General features: G+C 67.9%; 15 protein-coding genes. 5 read left to right on the top strand and 10 right to left on the bottom strand.

Annotated elements, in window-relative coordinates:
• The first annotated feature begins 8 nt into the window (after positions 1 to 8).
• Positions 9 to 1,991 carry a hypothetical protein gene (locus ACZ6SF_RS08485; protein WP_466061413.1) on the top strand — a complete coding sequence of 661 codons (1,983 nt, stop codon included), beginning with the start codon at positions 9 to 11 and terminating at the stop codon, positions 1,989 to 1,991.
• A 7-nt stretch (positions 1,992 to 1,998) separates the two neighbouring features.
• Here ACZ6SF_RS08485 and ACZ6SF_RS08480 read toward each other — a convergent pair whose 3' ends face one another.
• Complete coding sequence (locus tag ACZ6SF_RS08480) at positions 1,999 to 2,820, bottom strand: LLM class F420-dependent oxidoreductase (RefSeq protein ID WP_466061411.1); 822 nt, start codon at positions 2,818 to 2,820, stop codon at positions 1,999 to 2,001.
• Between the two features lie 100 nt (positions 2,821 to 2,920).
• Complete coding sequence (locus ACZ6SF_RS08475; protein ID WP_466061410.1) at positions 2,921 to 3,616, bottom strand: DUF8020 domain-containing protein; 696 nt, start codon at positions 3,614 to 3,616, stop codon at positions 2,921 to 2,923.
• A 184-nt stretch (positions 3,617 to 3,800) separates the two neighbouring features.
• Here ACZ6SF_RS08475 and rfbB point away from each other — a divergent pair, with 184 nt between their 5' ends.
• Complete coding sequence (gene rfbB, locus ACZ6SF_RS08470; protein ID WP_466061409.1) at positions 3,801 to 4,811, top strand: dTDP-glucose 4,6-dehydratase; 1,011 nt, start codon at positions 3,801 to 3,803, stop codon at positions 4,809 to 4,811.
• 82 nt (positions 4,812 to 4,893) lie between these two features.
• Here rfbB and ACZ6SF_RS08465 read toward each other — a convergent pair whose 3' ends face one another.
• Both ACZ6SF_RS08465 and ACZ6SF_RS08460 read right to left on the bottom strand, forming a co-directional pair.
• Complete coding sequence (locus tag ACZ6SF_RS08465) at positions 4,894 to 6,414, bottom strand: DUF2142 domain-containing protein (protein ID WP_466061408.1); 1,521 nt, start codon at positions 6,412 to 6,414, stop codon at positions 4,894 to 4,896.
• Positions 6,411 to 7,418 carry a glycosyltransferase gene (locus tag ACZ6SF_RS08460; RefSeq protein WP_466061407.1) on the bottom strand — a complete coding sequence of 336 codons (1,008 nt, stop codon included), beginning with the start codon at positions 7,416 to 7,418 and terminating at the stop codon, positions 6,411 to 6,413. Before ACZ6SF_RS08460 ends, ACZ6SF_RS08465 begins: the two co-directional genes overlap by 4 nt.
• Before the next feature lie 99 nt (positions 7,419 to 7,517).
• Here ACZ6SF_RS08460 and ACZ6SF_RS08455 point away from each other — a divergent pair, with 99 nt between their 5' ends.
• Together ACZ6SF_RS08455 and ACZ6SF_RS08450 are read left to right on the top strand one after the other, a co-directional pair.
• Entirely contained in the window at positions 7,518 to 8,060 is a 543-nt protein-coding gene (locus ACZ6SF_RS08455; RefSeq protein WP_466061406.1) for a GtrA family protein, read from the top strand.
• Positions 8,061 to 8,180: 120 nt separating this feature from the next.
• A complete protein-coding gene (locus ACZ6SF_RS08450; protein WP_466062217.1) occupies positions 8,181 to 10,082 on the top strand; it encodes a glycosyltransferase in 1,902 nt (633 codons plus the stop codon).
• Between the two features lie 48 nt (positions 10,083 to 10,130).
• Here the strand turns inward: ACZ6SF_RS08450 and ACZ6SF_RS08445 are convergent, their stop codons facing one another.
• From ACZ6SF_RS08445 to ACZ6SF_RS08420, 6 genes are all read right to left on the bottom strand, one after another.
• Entirely contained in the window at positions 10,131 to 10,982 is an 852-nt protein-coding gene (locus ACZ6SF_RS08445; protein ID WP_466061405.1) for an SDR family oxidoreductase, read from the bottom strand.
• Between the two features lie 233 nt (positions 10,983 to 11,215).
• Positions 11,216 to 11,929: a hypothetical protein gene (locus tag ACZ6SF_RS08440; protein ID WP_466061403.1), complete on the bottom strand. Its 714-nt coding sequence runs from the start codon at positions 11,927 to 11,929 to the stop codon at positions 11,216 to 11,218.
• 114 nt (positions 11,930 to 12,043) lie between these two features.
• On the bottom strand, positions 12,044 to 13,030 hold the full coding sequence (gene glfT1 / locus ACZ6SF_RS08435) for a galactofuranosyltransferase GlfT1 (protein WP_466061402.1): 987 nt from the start codon (positions 13,028 to 13,030) through the stop codon (positions 12,044 to 12,046).
• Positions 13,031 to 13,101: 71 nt separating this feature from the next.
• Positions 13,102 to 13,983 carry a galactan export ABC transporter ATP-binding subunit Wzt/RfbE gene (wzt, locus tag ACZ6SF_RS08430; protein WP_466061401.1) on the bottom strand — a complete coding sequence of 294 codons (882 nt, stop codon included), beginning with the start codon at positions 13,981 to 13,983 and terminating at the stop codon, positions 13,102 to 13,104.
• Between the two features lie 13 nt (positions 13,984 to 13,996).
• On the bottom strand, positions 13,997 to 14,887 hold the full coding sequence (gene wzm, locus ACZ6SF_RS08425) for a galactan export ABC transporter permease subunit Wzm/RfbD (RefSeq protein WP_466061400.1): 891 nt from the start codon (positions 14,885 to 14,887) through the stop codon (positions 13,997 to 13,999).
• Positions 14,888 to 15,056: 169 nt separating this feature from the next.
• Positions 15,057 to 15,647, bottom strand: a complete 591-nt coding sequence (locus ACZ6SF_RS08420) for a bacterial proteasome activator family protein (protein WP_466061399.1) — start codon at positions 15,645 to 15,647, stop codon at positions 15,057 to 15,059.
• 238 nt (positions 15,648 to 15,885) lie between these two features.
• Between ACZ6SF_RS08420 and ACZ6SF_RS08415 the strand changes: the two genes are divergently transcribed.
• Positions 15,886 to 17,088, top strand: a complete 1,203-nt coding sequence (locus tag ACZ6SF_RS08415) for a cysteine desulfurase-like protein (RefSeq protein WP_466061398.1) — start codon at positions 15,886 to 15,888, stop codon at positions 17,086 to 17,088.
• The last annotated feature ends 16 nt before the right edge of the window (positions 17,089 to 17,104 follow it).

The following is a 17,104-nucleotide window of genomic DNA, read 5'->3' as shown; positions in this document are numbered from 1 at the left end:
TTCGGCTCTTGAGTCCAGTCAACGACGGCGGGACGTCCCTGGACAGACATCTGGCCACCTTGGACGGCGCGACCCGGGCCCTCGCCGATGCCAGCGATTTCGGCAAACAGGTGAAACTGTCGCGCGTGCTGGGAGCGTTGCGGCGGGTGCTGTTGCTCCCCGGTGGCTGTGCCGCGATCCGGGCACGCGCGGCGGGGCTGGAAGCGGCGGGATTGTTCCTCGGGACGGACTGGGCGCGCCCGCAGATCCTGATCCCGTCACTGAGCACCGGGTCGTTGCGCAGTGCCAATGCCGACACGGTGGTGCTGGAGACGGTCAGTGAACTGCGGTTACTGGCCGTCGCCAAAGGCGAGTACACGCATCCGATGGTCTCCGCCGAGCATGCCCACCACCATCTGTCACAGGTGCTGGCCATCAACCTCACCATGCTGTTCACCCCGCCCAGCGAGGCCGAGCGGGTCCAGCAGGGCCGGATGGCCCAGGTATCGCGGGAACTGCTGCGGCATCTGGTGGAGGAGGTCGGCTACGAGAAGGTTCTCGAGAACCTGGTCGACGAGATATGGCGGATCCTGCGCCAGCGGCCGATCCAGGTGGAACCGGTCAAGCAGATGATCACCCAGATCGCGGTGGCCCGTAGCAACCCCGAGATCGATCTGGGGGCGAGCGGGCTCGGCGCGGACCGGTTGATCAGCAGCCTGTACGGCACCACCGAGGCGTGCCGGGAGGATCCTGGCGTGGAGGTCTACCGGGCCCGGCTGGAATCGATGGACGGGTCCGCCCTGCAGTACGAGACCGCGGGATTCGCCCGCTCCATGCACGACACCGGACTGGTCTCGCCCTATCACGCGGTGCTGGTGCGGTTCCTGCTCGGCAAGGGGGAGTACCTGCTCGGGGAGGCGCTGGGGCTGTCCAGCACCGGGCGGGAATGCCTGCTGTGCTACCACGAACTGGTCCGCAGTCTCATCGCCGAAGCGGTGCACGTGGAAACGGCCCAGTGCCTCTACGGGCTGGCCTTGATGCTCGAGCGCGGAATCCTCTACGAGGGCCCGGTCGCGCCGTCCCTGTGGCGGCAGATGGGCCTGAATCTGTCGCCGCACGCTCAGCAGCGACTGATCCAAGCCTATGGACCCTCCCCGTCGCCGAGAGCCCGGCTGCTGTCGGGTGTGCTGTCCATTCTGGGACAGCCGCTGGGGGTCGGCCAGGGGGACAATCCGACCTGCCAGTCCGCGCGTGCGCTGTCGATGTGGGCCTACAACGACCCCGACTACCTCCTGCAGACCGTGGTCTGGGCCGCGCGCGACGACGAGGTCGTCATGCACTTCGAGGGTCGCCCGATCTCCTCGCAGCACAGCGGCGTGGGCCTGGCGACCGAACTGCCGGTGGACCTGGACCCGGTATCGCTGCTGGTGGTGCCCCATCTGGACCGTATCTACGCGGAGATGGGCCGGGCATGCGCCGACCGCGAGGGCGATCCGCACCGCTGGGTGAACCCGGAGTTCCACGGCTGGTGGTCGGGGCGGGGTTTCCGGATCAATGTCGATGTCGCCACCGGCAATCTGGTCGATCTGGATGAATTCTTCCGGCACTTCTACGCCAGCTACCACCCCTTCTACAACGGCAATCAGCCGCTGATCCACCCGCAGCCGGCCGGGGTCGCGGTCACCGACAGCGCGGCCCGCTTCGTCGGCTGGCACGCGATCACGATCCTGCGGGTCGCGCTGGATCCGCAGGAGCAGATGCGGGTGTACTTCTACAACCCGAACAACGACAGTGGTCAGGATTGGGGCGACGGCGTGGTCGTGGGTACCGCGGGGCAGGGCGAACGGTTCGGAGAGGCGTCGCTCCCGTTCGAACAGTTCGCCTCGCGCCTCTACATCTTCCATTTCGATCCGCTGGAACCGGGCGAGCTGGCCTCGGTGAACCGGGAAGAACTGGACCGGGTGGTCGGCTACGTCCAGCGCAGCTGGGGCGCCGACCGCCTGCCGCGGTAACGGCCGCTCAGTCCCGGTACCGTTCGATCAACGGTGCGAATTCGTCCAGCGTACGCAGCGTTTCCGACTCCGGCCGCGTCGTCAGCCGCAGCGTCACCCGCTCGACACCGGCCGCGGCGTAGGCGTCCAGCACCGCCGGGTCGGGCGGGAGTGCCGTCACCGTGACCGGGACATCGTGTCCGGCGACCACCGCCAGCTGCCCGGCGACCGCCCCCGGGTCCGGCACCCCGTTCGGAATCCATCCCAGGCCGAGCCGGATGGCGCGTTTCGCGGCGACCTCGCCGCCGCCGATGAGAATCGGCGGATGCGGCGTCTGGACCGGTTTGGGCCAGGCGTACATGGGGTCGAAATCGATGAACTTCCCGTGGTATTCGGCCAGTTCATCGGTCCAGATCCGGGTCATCGCGGCGAGTTGCTCGTCGAGCAGGGCGCCACGGGTCCGCGGATCGGTCCCGTGATCGGCCATCTCCTCGCGATTCCAGCCGACGCCCACACCGAATACGGCGCGGCCGCCCGAGATCCGGTCGACCGTGGCCACCTCCTTCGCGGTGTGGATGACATCGCGCTGGATCAGCAGGGTCACCCCGGTGCCGAGGAGCAGGCGGTCGGTGACGGCCGCTATGGTGCCGAGCGCGACGAAGGGATCGAGGGTGCGGAAATAGACCCGGGGGAGTTCGCCGCCGCCCGGATAGGGCGATTGCCGTGCGGCCGGGATATGCGAGTGTTCGGCGAGGAACAGCGAGTCGAAGCCGCGCTCCTCGAGTGCCGGCCCGAGCGCGGTGGGACCGATTCCCTCGTCGGTCAGGAAGGTATTGACTCCGATCAGCATGTCAGGTCCAACCACACCCGCCCGGAAATATTTCTCTCTCCAGAAGCCGGCCCGATGCCGGCCCGCGCCCGGCCGGGAAGCCGGGACGCGGGCCACCGGTTCACTTGGCGGGGAAGGGGGAATTGACCGTGCTCAGGTATTGGATGGCCGCGCCGACGGCGACCGGGGCGGTGACCAGCAGCTGACCGGCGACCGTACCGAGAGCCCCGATCGCGATCACCCCGCCGAGGCAGCCGATGACGGCCGCGGGAACGAACGGCCCGAACATGCCGACGATGGTCGCCGCGGCCACGGTCGCGCCCGCGATACCGCCGAGGACGCAGCCGAGCCCGGCGCCGCCAAGGCCGCCCACCAGGGTGCCGATCGAGGCGCCGGTGGCGATGGTGTCCTTGAGCCGGGTGAACGCCGCGACCTCACGGTCGTAGGGGGTTTTCCACGGGGCCGACTCCTCGTAGGGCAGCGCGACCGGACGGTAGACGGCCCGCGCCGGATCCAGCACCGGGGTCAGGGTGGCCGTATTCCCCGAGATATCGGCGGCGATCGGCAATTCGAAATCGTCGAGCCGGAAGGTCAGCGGCGTCCCGGCCAGGACCGTTCCGTCGGGTGCGGTGATGGTGAAGACACCGTTGTCGGCGGCCAGGGTGCCGGAATCGACGGTGATGACGGACCGGTCCCCGACCGCCGCGGCGGTGAAGCCGACCTGCCCGGGAGCGGGAGCGGCGTGCGCGCCGCCGCTCGCGATACCGAGCGCCGCGATCAGCAGTGCCGAGGTCGCGGCGAGTTTCTTGACGAACATGTGGTCACCTCGTGGAGTGGGCCGGAATGGAATGGGAGTATTCGACCGGGATTCCGATAACCGGCCGTGAACCGTCCGTATCCGGCGATTCACGTTTTTTTCACCGCGCGACGGCGTGTGATTGTGGGTTTTCGGAAACGGGAGAGCGGGCGGGGCGGCGGATGCCGGGACGTACAGTGAACGCGTGCGCCTACTCGTGACCGGCGGAGCCGGGTTCATCGGAGCGAACTTCGTCCAGCACACCGTCGCCGAACGACCGGATGTCGCGGTGACCGTGCTGGACGCCCTCAGCTACGCCGGTAATCGCGCCTCCCTCGATCCGGTGGCCGATTCGATCGATTTCGTGCACGGCGATATCGCCGACGAGGCCCTGGTGGACGAACTGGTGCGCGGGTCCGACGCGGTGGTCCATTTCGCCGCCGAATCCCATAACGACAATTCGCTCGCCGAGCCGTGGCCGTTCGTGCGGACCAATATCGTGGGGACCTATTCGCTGTTGCAGGCGGTACGACGCCACGACGCGCGGTACCACCACGTCTCCACCGACGAGGTGTACGGCGATCTCACGCCGGATGAACCCGCGTTCACCGAATCCACCCCCTACAACCCGTCGAGCCCGTATTCGTCCACCAAGGCGGCCAGCGATATGTTGGTGCGCGCCTGGGTGCGGTCCTTCGGTATCCGGGCGACCCTGTCGAATTGCTCCAACAATTACGGGCCCTACCAGCACGTGGAGAAGTTCATTCCGCGCCAGATCACCAATCTGATCGACGGGGTGCGCCCGCGCCTGTACGGCGCCGGGCATCAGATCCGGGACTGGATCCACGTGGACGACCACAATCGCGCGGTCTGGTCGGTGCTCGAACGCGGCCGGACCGGGCAGACCTATCTGATCGGCGCCGACGGTGAACTGGACAACCGCGCCGTGGTCGAGCTGATCCTGGCGGAGTTCGGGCGCGCGCCCGACGATTTCGACCATGTCACCGACCGGGCCGGCCACGACCAGCGCTACGCGATCGACTCGACCCTGCTGCGTACCGAACTCGGCTGGACGCCACGCTACGGCGATTTCCGGACCGGGCTGGCCGCGACCGTCGCCTGGTACCGGGAGCACGAATCCTGGTGGCGACCGGTGAAGGAGTCCACCGAACGCGCGTACGCGGCGGCGGGGGAGCGCACCATAGCGGTGCCCTGAACCGGCCGGTCCCGGACAGCGAGCGGCCCGCCTCGGCGGAGGCCGAGACGGGCCGTCGGTGCGGTCGTGTTCGAGCCGGCGTTCAGGCCCAGACGTAGAGGTGGTATTTCGCCACCGTCGTGACCAGCGCGATCAGTGCCGCGATCACGATCGTCCACTCCGCGCCCCGGCCCGGGGGCCGGTCGCCGGGACCGCGCAGCCGCAGCGGCATCCAGCGCAGCAGCACCGCGAACGACACAATGGCCAGCGGGATGAAATACCGGCCCTGAACACCGTCGATGATGTAGTAACCCACCGGCGTGAACGACATGTACAGGGTTACGTAGATCATCGCGACGCTCGCCGCCATGGTCAGCGCGACCACCAGCGTGCGGCGGAAATCCGGTAGTTCGAATCGTTCCGCGGTACCCACCGCCACCGCGAAGGCCAGCAGGCAGGCCACGATCGCGGTCGCCGGAACGTTGATGTAGGAGAACCCGAGTTCGCCGAAGAATTCGGTGAACCATTCCTGGTCGCGGCGCAGGATGCTCTCCCAGAACGTCCGCAGGAAACCGAACGGGCCGGTGAGGATGCCGGTCAGCTGCTCGCCGGTGTCCACGGTGTACCACTGCTGGCGGGGCCGCATCAGGCTGGTGCCCTCGCCGGTCGGCGCGGCGATCTTCATCCACACCGCGAAACCGAGCGCGCCGAGCGCGGCGCAGACCCAGGTGAGCCACCGGCGCCACCCCGTCAAGCCCATCCGTTCGGCCGGGATCAGCACCACGAGCAGCGCCAGCAGAACGTAGGTGGGCTTGCACAGCGGGAGCAGTATCGCTGTGGCGAGCACCGCCGCGGTTTCGGCTCGGCCGAGTTTGTCGCCGAGGAACAGGCCCTTCACCAGGAGCGCGGACACCAGTACCGCCAGGGCGTTGGTGAGGGTGTCGGCGGTGATTGTCCCGGCCTGGAACACCGCGATGGGCAGTACCGCGACGGTGAAGGCCAGCCATTGGATCCGGTGCGCGCGCAGACTCCACAGCGCGGAACCCACCACCAGCAGATACGCCGCCAGGCCGGAGAGCCGGGTGAGCCGCACCAGGGTTCCGGCGTCGGCGTCGATCAGTTCGGCGAACCGGATACCGATCGCGTTGGGGATATAGGGGACCGCCGAATACGCGGCGGTATTGGTGAACCAGACGGTTTTCTTGTCGTCGGTGACCGGGGCGTCGGAGAGCCGCTGGTAGGTCTCGGGTTCGGCGACCATGGGGAACGGTTCACCGGGATTGTGGGTGTAGTCGTCCAGCGCGAAACCCATGAGGGCCTCGACCGCCGCGGGCACCTCACCGCCGTAGGCGACGCCGCGATCGTCCTCGATCTCGGCCGGCAGCAGGCCGCCGTGCGCCACCTGATAGGCGCGGCCGAACTGGGTGAGTTCGTCGTGGCCCCAGAACGGCGGGCTCATCACCGCGAAGACCAGGCCGAAGATCCCGGCCAGCAGTGCGAAGGCGACGGTCGCCGGGCCGGCCCGGCCGATGAGCGCGCTTCCGGCGCGGCGGGGTCCGGACAGGCGGGACCGGCCCGCGGTCTGCTCGGAATCGGCAGAGCGGGTCTCGGTCTCGGTGGTCAACGGACGTCCTCGGCAACCACTCCGGACCGGTCGGGACCGGTGGTGGCGGCCGGGTAGGCCGGTGCGGCGGGCGCTTCGTAACGCAGGTAGATCAACCGCGCGGCCTCGTGTCGCGAGCGGCGGATACCGTCCAGGATCAGGCCCGCGGTCCAGGCCAGGAAACCGACCAGGAGCAGCGTGCAGGCCAGAAACAGGGTCGGGAAACGCGGAACCGTATGCGATTCGTAGTACTCCGCGATGATCGGAATGGTCAGCACCACCGATACGAGCCAGCCCAGCGTCCCGAACAGGCCGTAGAACGCGACCGGGCGTTCGTGGCGGGCCAGGCCGAAGATCAGCGCCAGGATTTTGAATCCGTCGTGGTAGGTGCGCAATTTGCTTTCACTGCCGGCCGGGCGGTCCCGGAAACCGACGGGAACAGCCGTCTGCGGGACCCGCAGATGCAATGAATGCACGGTGAGTTCGGTCTCGATCTCGAATTCACGGGAAACCGCCGGAAAACTCTTCACGAAACGCCGGGAGAACACCCGGAAACCGCTGAGCATATCTTCGACGTTCTCGCCGAAGACCTTGCCGACCACGCCGTTGAGGACTCTGTTTCCGGTTTCGTGCCCGGACCGGTAGGCCGATCCCCCGACATCCTGTTTCCGGACGCCGAGAACATGGTCGAACGGGCCCGAGAGCAGGGTCTCGATCATCTGCGGCGCCGCGGACGCCTCGTAGGTGTCGTCGCCGTCGATCATCAGGTAGATGTCGGCTTCGATATCGGCGAAGGCGCGGCGCACCACATTGCCCTTGCCCTTGGCCATTTCCACGCGCACGATCGCACCGGCGGCGCGCGCCTTCTCGGCGGTCGCGTCGGTGCTGAGATTGTCGTAGACGTACACGACAATTCCGGGAACCGCGGCCTTGAGGTCGGTCACGACCTTGGCGACCGACGCCTCTTCGTTGTGGCACGGGACCACGGCAGCTATACGCAGTCCATCGTTTTCGGTGGATTCCACCTGGTCAAATCCTCGAAATCGGCTGATAGTGGGAACACGGGGAGAGTACCGGGTGTGAGCGCGGTGGGGAGGCTCAGGTCACTGCGGTACCGTCGGCGCGTGTCATCTGGTGAGTCATCGGCCGTGGTCGCCGCCGACGCCCCGGCTCCTCGTTCGCTGGCCCGGCGGGTGCGAACCGGGCTGCGGCAGAGCGCGGCGTTCCTGGTGGTCGGCGTGGTGGGTTTCCTGGTCGATGCCGGGACCTACAACCTGCTGGTGTTCAATTTCGGCGCCTGGGGCGGCGAGGGGTTGATGTACCACGCGCCGCTGCCCGCCAAGATCATCGCGATCGCGGTGGCGACGGTGGTCACCTACTTCGGCAACAAGTGGTGGACCTTCTCGCACAAGCAGTCCGGCAGCCCGATGCGGGAGTACCTGCTGTACGCGGTGATCAATGTGATCGCGATCGGCCTGCAATTGGGCTGCCTGGGCTTTTCCCGGTACGTCCTGGACCTGTCCACCCCCCTTGCGGACAATATTTCCGGAACATTGGTGGGTCAGATAGTGGCCGTCGTGTTCCGGTATTGGGCGTACGACAAGTTCGTCTTCACCGGTGAACCCGGTTCGGAAACGACCAACCGGGCGACCGGCGTGGCTGATTGATATCCTCGGCTCCGCCGCGAACCGTATTCGGGGACATATCTGTCCCGTCGGCACACATGAGCGAGTCAGGCCCGGACGGTCTCGCCCATGCGCGAAAAACTTGAGGATTTCGAGGACTTCATGGATCAGTCGGCTATGCAGGCCGTTACCGAGACGAACGATCACCCTGCGGCCGCGCCCGAGTCGCTCCGCGCCGAACACCACCTGGCGCCGGACCGCCTGGTGCTCGCCAGAGGTATCTTCACCGGCCCCTCCGCGAAGATCAGTGACGAGCTGTACGTCGTGGTCAAGGGCCGCGCCACCCGCGACCGGCTGAGCCTGCGCCTGGACAAGGGCTCCAGCGCGCATACCAACACCTACTTCGGCCGGTTCGCCGCCAGCTACTGGCAGCGCTGGACCGTGGTCACCGAGGTGCAGGCGACGATGACGCTGCATGTCGGCAAGAAGGCGAGCGTGCGGATCGTGGCCTCCGATATCGCCGGGCACCGGCGGATCGTCGGAACCGCCGAGGTCACCGCCAGCGGCCCGCTCACCCTGACCGCGCCCCTGGACCAGTTCGTCGACGGCGGGGCGCTGTGGCTGGAGTTCGACGCCGTCGGCGGCGACCTCGCGGTCTCCGAGCTCACCTGGACCGCGACCGCTCCCGAGACGGTCCGTCCGGTCGCCATCGCGATCTGCACCTTCAACCGCGCGCAGGACTGCGCCGAGACCGTCGCCGCACTGGCCTCGGATCAGACCGTGCTGAACGCCATCGACGCCGTCTACGTGGTCGACCAGGGCACCGACCCGGTCGAGGACCGGCCGCTGTTCCAGCAGATCAAACCGGGCCTCGCCGATAAACTGCGCTATATCCGCCAGCCCAACCTGGGCGGCGCGGGCGGTTTCACCCGCGGCCTGTACGAGGTCTCCGCGGCCAACGAGCACGCCGACGTCATCCTCATGGACGACGACATCCTGTGCGAACCCGAAACCGTGCTGCGGTTGCAGGCCTTCGCCAACCTCACCGTGGAACCGACCCTGGTCGGCGCGCAGATGCTCTTCCTGCTCAACCCCGACTACCTCAATGTCGGCGCCGAGGATGTGCATCTGCACAAGCTCATGCACGGCCAGAAGGTCCCCAAGGCCCTGCGCAACACCAGCATGCTGAAGAAGAACCAGGAGCGCCGGGTCGACGCCGGCTACAACGCCTGGTGGACCTGCCTCATCCCGGCCGAGGTGGTGAAGACGATCGGGCTGCCGCTGCCGATCTTCTTCCAGTGGGACGACGTCGAGTACGGCGTCCGGGCCCGCGAGCACGGGTTCGTCACGGTGACCCTGCCGAACGCGGCGGTCTGGCACGCGGACTTCTACTGGAAGGATTTCGACGACTGGGCGCGCTACTTCAGCACCCGGAACTCGCTGATCGTCAGTGCCATGCACGCCGATCTGGACCCGAGCACCGTCACCCGCCAGCTGTTCCGCAATATCGCCGAATACCTGGTCGGTATGCAGTACGGGCTCGCCCACACCACCCTGCAGGGCATCGAGGATTTCCTGCAGGGGCCCTCGATCCTGTCCGACGGCGGCGTGGAAGTGCTCAAACGCGCGCGCACCAGCCGCGCCGACTATCCCGAAACCGTCAAACACCCGGCCGCCGAGCCGACCGTGCCCTCCGCCGACATCCGGGTGCGCCGGGCCGGCGGTGAACCCAGCCGGCTGCTGTTGGTACTGGTCAAACGGGCCGTCCAGCAGTGGACCGGAAAGGTCCAGCCCGGACTGGTCGGGGTGACCCGCGAGGACGCGCACTGGTGGCATGTGTCGCTGTTCGACCATGTGGTGGTGACCGACGCGTCGCAGTCGGGGGTCCGGGTGCGCCGGCGCGACAAGGCCCGGGCCCGGGCCCTGCTGCTGCGCACCCTGCGCACGCTGCGGACCCTCTACCGCGAGCTGCCGACCCTGCAGCAGCGCTACCGGACCGCGCACGCCGAACTCACCAGCCGCGAGAACTGGGAGCGGCTCTACGGGATCGAGCACCGGAACTGACCCCGGTGGGTGGCGGCCCCGAGTGGCCGCCACCCACCGTTTCCGGGATCAGAGGAACAGATCGGTGGTGAGGGGTTCGTCGCCGGGCGTCACCCGGTACTTGTCCAGATCGGTGATGCCGTGGGCGGCCAGCACCTCGTCGTCGAGGAAGAAATTGCCGGTGGTCTCGGTGGCCGGCGACGTGAGCACCAGGTACGCGGCATCGGCGTAGATATCCGGGGTGCGCGAGGTGCGCACCATCTCCTCACCGCCGAGCAGGTTGCGCACGGCCGCGGTGGCGATGGTGGTGCGCGGCCACAGCGAATTCACCCCGATACCCGCGGATTTCAGCTCCTCGGCCAGACCAAGGGTGGTCAGCGACATCCCGTATTTGGCGATGGTGTAGCCGAGCGAGGAACCGGCCCATTTGGGGTCCAGGTTCAGCGGCGGCGACAGCGTGAGGATATGCGGGTTGCGCCCGGCCGCCGCGGATTCGCGCAGCGCCGGAATGCTCAGCTTGGAGAGCAGGAAACTGCCGCGGCAGTTGATGTCCTGCATCAGATCGTATTTCTTCATCGCCAGCGTCTCGGTCGGCGAGAGATCGATCGCGGAGGCGTTGTTCACCACCAGGTCGATACCGCCGAACCGCTCGGTGGTCTGCCGGACCGCCTCGGCCACCGAGTCGTCGAGCCGGATATCGCCCACGAACGGCAGCACCGTACCGCCCACCGCCTCGATCTCGGCCGCCGCGGTGTGAATGGTGCCCGGCAGTTTCGGATGCGGCTGATCGGTTTTGGCGATCAGGGTGATATTGGCGCCGTCGGCGCCGGCCCGTTTGGCGATCTCCAATCCGATACCGCGGCTGCCGCCGGACATGATCAGCGTCCGGCCCTTCAGCGGTTGCCCCTCGGTTCCTGCCATGGCGTGCCCTCCTGTCGTCGCGACCACCGCCGCGTCACCGCGACGTATGCCGCTTCGAGGTTAGGCAACCGGTACCGCGTTGCCCAGAGGGCGCGCGATCGACGCTGGTCGGCGAGGGTGAAGGCAGACCGGCCGGACCGTGGCGGCCGGGAACGGCCCCGGCTGCCGGTGCCGGGCAGCCGGAAATCCGGGGCGCTCGCGAGTGGTCCCCGCCGAACGCCCCGGACCGACGGTCACATCGTGGCGATGAGCAGGATGTTCAGCAGGAACATGAGCGCGACGAACGCCCAGATCACGTACATGACCACCATGCCCGGGGTCTTCTGCGGACCCGGGCCGATCGCGCCGTTGAGGAAGATGATCGCGGGCGTGCGGTAGAAGTACCGGACCCCGGGACCGGGCGCCACCGAGGCCGCGACCTCGGCCGGGCCCATATCGAACAACCAGGGCGTGGAGACCCGGATGTGGTAGTTGCCGGGACCCACGGGGACGTGATTGTCACCCCAGCGGGTGTTCGGCACCTGCTGGCCGTTCACCAGGATCTTGGGCTTCGTGATGGCCAGCAGGAAGGCCAACGGGGTGTAGGAGCAGTTGACCGTGATGCCGGGAGGGTCGTTCGGCGCCGGCTGTCCCGGCTGACCGTACGGTCCGGGCTGCGGTCCGCCGGGCCCGAATTGGGCCGGCGGCTGCCCGACCGGCTGGGCGTACGGTCCGCTCGGGAACTGCTGCTGCGGTGCGCCGGGCGGACCGAACCCGCCGTGCGGCGGCTGGCCCTGCGGCGGTTGTCCGGGCGGCGGTGCGCCCCACGGTTGCTGCTGACCGCCCTGCGGCCCCCCTGGAAACTGTGGCTGCCCACCCTGGTTCGGCGGTGCGAACTGTGGTTGCGGTGCCGGGAACTGGCCGGGTGCGGGCTGTCCCTGTGGCGGCTGGCCGCCGGGGTAACTCATCGATCTCCTCCCGAATCTGCGGATTGCCAGCCGAACTTACCCGGCGGGGATGAATCTCTCGCATCGGCCGTCAAGACCTGTTGCGGGATGGGAGACCGATATGCGCGCTACGCCTTATTCCGGTTTCTGGAACTGCTCGTTGCGGCCGAGGCTGCGCAGATGCAACCACTCGCGCAGACCCGCCGGATCGCGCCGGGTCACCAGGAAGAACCAGGAGAAACGAATCCATTCCTGCGGCAGCAGCTTTCGCATACCCGGCTGGGACATGAGATAGCCGCGATTGCGGTAGGTGAAATAGCGCTTCACCGGATCGTCCGGGTACTGGGTGTGCATCCGGCCGCCGAGGATCGGTTTGAACTCGGCCGCACCGTTGGGATGCAGATACGCCGTTTGCAGACAGGTGCCGAAGGGTAATCCGGAGCGCACCAGCCGCCGATGGACCTCCACCTCGTCGCCGCGGACGAACAGCCGCAGATCCGGGACGCCGATCACATCCACCGCCTGCGCCGAGATCAGCGCCCCGTTGAACAGGGAGGCGATCCCGGGCAGGAAATCCTCGCGGCCCAGTTCCGAACGCAACCGCCGCCACACCACACCGCGGCGCAACGGGAAGGCCAGCCGGTCGGGATCGTCGATATCGCACACCACCGGCGATACCTCCACCAGATCGTGCCGGCGGGCGCAATCGAACAGTGTGGCCAGGACTTCCGGGCCCTCCGGGCGGCCGTCGTCGTCGGCCAGCCACACCCAGTCGGCGCCGAGGCTGAGCGCGTGCAGCATGCCGAGCGCGAAACCGCCGGCTCCGCCCAGATTGTGCGCCGAACCCAGATAGGTGGTGGGCAGCGGCTGATCGGCCACCAGATCGGCCACCTCGGCTTCGTTGCCGTTGTCGACCACGATGAGATGGTCGACCGGACGCGACTGGGTGGAGACCGCTTTCAGTGATTCGGCGAGCAGATCGCGCCGCTTATGGGTCACCACCACGGCGACGATCTTGGCGCCCTCGCCGTAGACGACCTCGGGCAGTACCGCGGCGGACGGGTCGGGTGCGGGCCCTCCGTGGTCACGCTGCGCTTCCGCCTCCGGGCCTGACTCGGTCATGCTCTGCTGATCGGGCACGAGCGAGGGCCCTCCGTGGTCACGCTGCGCTTCCGCCTCCGGGCCTGACTCGCTCATGCCGTGTTGTTCTCCAGTTCTCGTTCGCCGCCGGCCGGCGCGTCCGCCTGGTCGGCGGTGGGTTTCGTGGATTCGCCGGCCCGTTCGGCTTCCAGCTCGCGCAGCACCGTCGCCACATGATTACCCGCTTCCGGGCCCTCGTAGGCGCGTACGACCTCTTCGATCCCGCCGCGCAAGCGGATCTGGCCGTGATCGATCCACATCGCGGTATCGCAGAGCTGGGCCAGGAATTCGTTGGAATGGCTGGCGAACACCAGCAGGCCGGACCGGGCGACCAGCTCCTGCAGGCGCACCCGGGCCTTCTTCATGAACTCGGAGTCGACCGCGCCGATCCCCTCGTCCAGCAGCAGGATCTCGGGATCGATGGAGGTCACCACGCCCATCGCCAGCCGCACCCGCATACCGGTGGAATAGGTGCGCAGCGGCATGGACAGATACTCGCCGAGCTCGGTGAAATCGGCGATCTCGTCGATCTTGGCGAGCATCTGCTTACGGGTCTGGCCCAGGAACAGGCCGCGGATGATGATGTTCTCGTAGCCGGAGATCTCCGGGTCCATCCCGACACCCAGGTCGAATACCGGCGCCACCCGGCCGCGGATCCGGGCGCTGCCGCGCGACGGTTCGTAGATCCCCGAGAGCAGCCGCAACAGTGTCGATTTCCCGGCGCCGTTGTGGCCGACCAGGCCGACCCGGTCGCCCTCCTTCAGCGACAGGGTGATGTCGCGCAGCGCCTCCACGACCACCACATCGGATTGGTTGCGGCCGATCGCGCCGCCGGCCTTGCCGAGGAAGGCCTTCTTCAGCGACCGCGATTTGGCGTCGAAGATCGGGAACTCCACCCACGCGTCGCGGGTCTCGATACTCACGTGATCGGTCATGATCGCCTGACTCCTAAACCCAGTAGGGCACGCGCGAACGGTACTGCCGCATGGCGATGGCGGCGGCGATCCAGCCGACCACGGTGATCGTGCCGACGATCACCCAGTGATACAGCTTCTGATCGTCGCCGAGCAGCGGTGCGCGCACGATCTCCAGGTAGTGGTAGGTGGGCACGATTTCGGCCAGCCGGGCCCGTTCGGCCACATCGCCGCCCTGGGACTCCAGGCTCTTGGTGTTCCACATCACCGGCGTGAGCACGAAGAGCATCAGCGTCATGCTGCCCAGGATCGGCGCGATATCGCGGTAGCGGGTGCTGAAGATGCCGAACAGCACCGAGACCCACATGGCGTTGAGGAACAGCAGGGCCAGCGCGGGTATCGCGAAGATCGCCGTCCAGTGCAGATCACGCCACACCCCGAACAGCGCCAGGACCGCGACATAGATCAGCAGGTTGTGGGCGAAGAACAGCACCTGCCGCCACACCAGGCGGTAGATGTGCACACTCAGCGCCGACGGTAGCTGTTTGATCAGCCCCTCGTTGGCGATGAAGACCTCGGCGCCCTCGAGGATCGAGGCGTTGATGACATTCCAGACGATCAGGCCCACCGCCACATACGGCAGATACTGCTGCAGCGGCTGGCCCAGCAGCGCCGCGTACAGGATGCCGATGGCGGTGGCCTGCACGCCGGTGGCGATGGTGATCCAGAACGGACCCAGCACCGAACGCCGATAGCGCTGTTTGATGTCCTGCCAGCCCAGCGAGAGCCATAGCTCACGCTGACCGAACCCGTCGCGGATATCGCGCCAGGCCCGGGTCCAGGACTGCGAATCGGACCGGATGGGCGCGTGTTCGGTCGTCGCGGTGTCGGCGCTCTCGGCGACGGGGGTCTGCTCGGAACTCACAGGCGTCTCATCTGCGGCGGAAGTGTCCTCGGAGCGCACCGTGCTCTCGTCGGTGCTCTCCGGGGATTCGGTGTTTACCAGGTCGGAGCGAGCGGAAGCTGCAGGCACGGTGCACGACACTACCCCGACCGGCGGACCCCGGTAGCGGGAGGCATATACACCACCACCGTCACAGGTACTGCCCGGTGCCCCCGATCGACTGACCCGGCTGCGGGCCGCGGCCGTCGGCGGCGTGGATACCGGGTGGCAGGGCGCCCTGGCGCATCTGTTCGAGCTGCGCCCGCGCGGCCATCTGCTGGGCGAACAGCGCGGTCTGGATGCCGTGGAACAACCCTTCCAGCCACCCCACCAGCTGCGCCTGCGCGATCCGCAGTTCGGCGTCGGAGGGCACCGCGTCCGCGCCGAACGGCAGCGCCAGGCGTTCCAGTTCCTCGCGCAGCTCCGGCGCCAGCCCCTGCTCGAGTTCGCGGATCGAGGATTTGTGGATCTCGGCCAGGCGGGTGCGGCTGGCGTCGTCGAGCGGCGCCGCCCGGACCTCCTCCAGCAGCTGTTTGATCATGGTGCCGATCCGCATGACCTTGGCGGGCTGCTCGACCATATCGGCCAGCGATTCGGAGGCCTCGTGATCGGCGCCGTCCTCGGAGGACTCCTCCCGGCCCGGGTAGGGCGCACTCGTCGTGGCGCCGGGAGGCAGCACGACGGGCCGGCCCTCCGGGCCGATCACGACAACGGGATCCGAGGCGTCATCCGAGTGCGTCATGGTTCCCATCATGTCGTGTTCGCGGCGAACGCGCCGAGCCGGTGCGGTGGCGCGGGGCACCGCGGCCGGTGATGGGTGCAGAGGCCGGCGGGTGACTCATATCGCGCCGGGAGAGTTATGCATGTTGCGTACAGCCGGTGATAGGCGTCGCGCACAGCACTGTCGGCTTTGTAGTGCACAGCACAGCGTGCCGGACCAGGGTTACCGCTCCGTACCCCGTGGCCTTAAAGTGACCTGCATGACTTACGACGTCGCGCGGGTCCGGGGCCTGATCCCCGCCCTGGCCGACGGCTGGATCAATCTGGCTCCGCAGGCGGGCATGCTTGTTCCGGATTCCGTCTCGCGCGCGGTGTCGATCGGTTTCCGCACGTCGTCTTTCTCCCATCTGGGTCGTCATCCGGCGGCCAAGCGCAGCGCGGAGGTCCTGCACGACGCCCGGGTGGCCGTCGCCGATCTCGTCGGCGCCGACCCCAGCGGTGTCGTGCTGGGCCCGGACCGCGCGGTGCTGCTGGCCTGGCTCGCCGAATCGCTGAGCTCCCGGCTCGGCCTGGGCACCGGGATCGTGCTCTCCCGCCTCGACGACGAGGCGAACGTGGCCCCGTGGCTGCGGATCGCCAACCGCTACGGCGCGCATGTGCGCTGGGCCGAGGTGGAGATCGAGACCTGTGAGATGCCGGCCTGGCAGTACGAGGAACTCATCGGCCCCACCGCCCGGCTGGTCGCGATCACCGCGGCGTCGCCGATCGTGGGGTCGGCGCCCTCGGTGCGGGTCGCGGCCGAGCGGGTGCACGAGGTGGGCGGGTTACTGGTCGCCGACGCGGTCGGCGCGGCGCCCTACGCGCTCATCGATATCGACGATCTCAATGCCGATGTGGTCGCCCTGAGCGCCCCCAGCTGGGGAGGTCCCCAGGTGGGGGCGCTGGTGTTCCGGGACCCGGCGTTCCTGGACCGGATTCCGTCGATGGCGCTGAACCCGTACGCGAAGGGTCCCGAACGGCTGGAGGTTGGCGGGCACCAGTACGCGTTGCTCGCCGGGCTCACCACCTCGATCGACTATCTGGCCGGGCTGGACGAACGCGCCACCGGCACCCGCCGGGAACGGCTGGAGATCTCGGTGACCTCGCTGCAGGACTACCACGACCAGCTGTTCGAACATCTGATGAGCACCCTCGAGGGCATTTCCGGTCTCACCGTGATCGGCCGCGCCTCCACCCGTATCCCGACGGTCAGTTTCACCGTCGACGGTATGCAGGCGGAGAAGATCGCGGCGCAGCTGGCGGATAAGCGGATCAACGTGCTGGCCGGTCCGCACGGCGGCAGCCGCCTGCTGGACGCCCTGGGTGTGAACGACGAGGGCGGCGCGGTGACCATCGGCCTCGCCCCCTATACGACCCGGCGGGAGATCGACCTGTTCGGCCGGGCCCTGGCCGCCCTCGGCTGACTAGCCCGCCGGCCGC

The sequence above is a fragment of the Nocardia sp. NPDC049935 genome (assembly GCF_055586645.1).
The sequence above is the reverse complement of the archived record's forward strand: the minus strand, read 5'-3'. Positions and strand labels throughout refer to the sequence as shown.